The sequence below is a fragment of the Natronococcus jeotgali DSM 18795 genome (genome assembly GCF_000337695.1).
Classification (GTDB): Archaea; Halobacteriota; Halobacteria; order Halobacteriales; family Natrialbaceae; genus Natronococcus; species Natronococcus jeotgali.
Map to the genome: position 1 here is coordinate 1 of NZ_AOIA01000089.1, position 968 is coordinate 968.

Below are 968 nucleotides of genomic sequence, written 5' to 3' on the forward strand. Positions count from 1 at the left end.
CGAATCCACATCTTGCAGGGTTGCGGTTGTGCTGGACACACTTTCCGCACTCTGCTGCTTCGTACGTGACGCTTTCTATGACAGGCTCTCCCGGTATGCTGTGGCGACCCCTTCGTCATCAACATGCCGAGCGAGATCGTCGATATCACCCGAATTCGAGGCAAGATGGTACGCCGCGATCATGTCGTGCGTTTTTCCGCCGCCGAAAGTTGTGTCGAGGCACAGAATTCCGGCTGAGTATTCGGGATCCCGCCCGGACGTCGCGAGAAATCGGCTGGTTATCGTACTAAGAAGGGTTTGCAGCCCATCGGTCGGGTAGGTGCTGGCGAAGAATTCGTCCGCGTCCCGGTAGACCGGTGCGGCGTCCTCTGGGTCGAACGCGACCGATGCGAGGTTCGCGGCGAACTGGTCTTCTGCGAGTTCGCCGCGCAACACGTCGTCACGGGGTTCGCATGCGTCGAATACCGGGGGGAGTGATTGCTGGCGACTCATCTTACTTACTCGGCTTCGCGCTCTCTGAGATGCGATTTGATGATCGAATCGAACAATGAATGATCTTCGTTATTTTTGATTTCTTCAAGTTGCTCTTTGGTCCAGTCATTGGCTTTGATTGTAGGCATGAGTAATGCAGTGTAGATGGTGGAGACGCATGCTCCTCGCGGTGCATTATTCCTACACTGGCAGTATAAACAAGAATTACTTAAATCGTTTGGATAGCCAATCAGATCCGGCAGCAAAGCCAAGTGAAAGCATGTAGAACAGCACGACGGCGTTGAGTTCCGTTCACGTTGGCTTTGTTGAAATCTTTTAGAGTTGTAATCAAGTAGAGATACACACTCAACCGATTTAGTAGCTTCTGGGAGAAACGTGTTCCGAGGGTTTCAACACCTATGAGAATCCTGCGACTGACCAAACCACGGATCGTCTCATAGCTGTTTCGTCGTCGATGGTGTCCGGCGCGTGTTGGT

The 968-nt window shown here is 52.6% G+C and carries 1 protein-coding gene; it reads right to left on the minus strand.

Translation table 11 applies throughout. The features are described 5' to 3' along the window. Nucleotides 1–75: 75 nt before the first annotated feature. A complete protein-coding gene (locus C492_RS09215) occupies nt 76–492 on the minus strand; it encodes a hypothetical protein (RefSeq protein ID WP_008422737.1) in 417 nt (138 codons plus the stop codon). Between the last annotated feature and the right edge of the window lie 476 nt (nt 493–968).

Excerpts from the sequence above, each read along its gene's own strand:
- C492_RS09215 (WP_008422737.1), bottom strand. The coding sequence starts at position 492 with ATGAGTCGCCAGCAATCACTCCCCCCGGTATTCGACGCATGCGAACCC.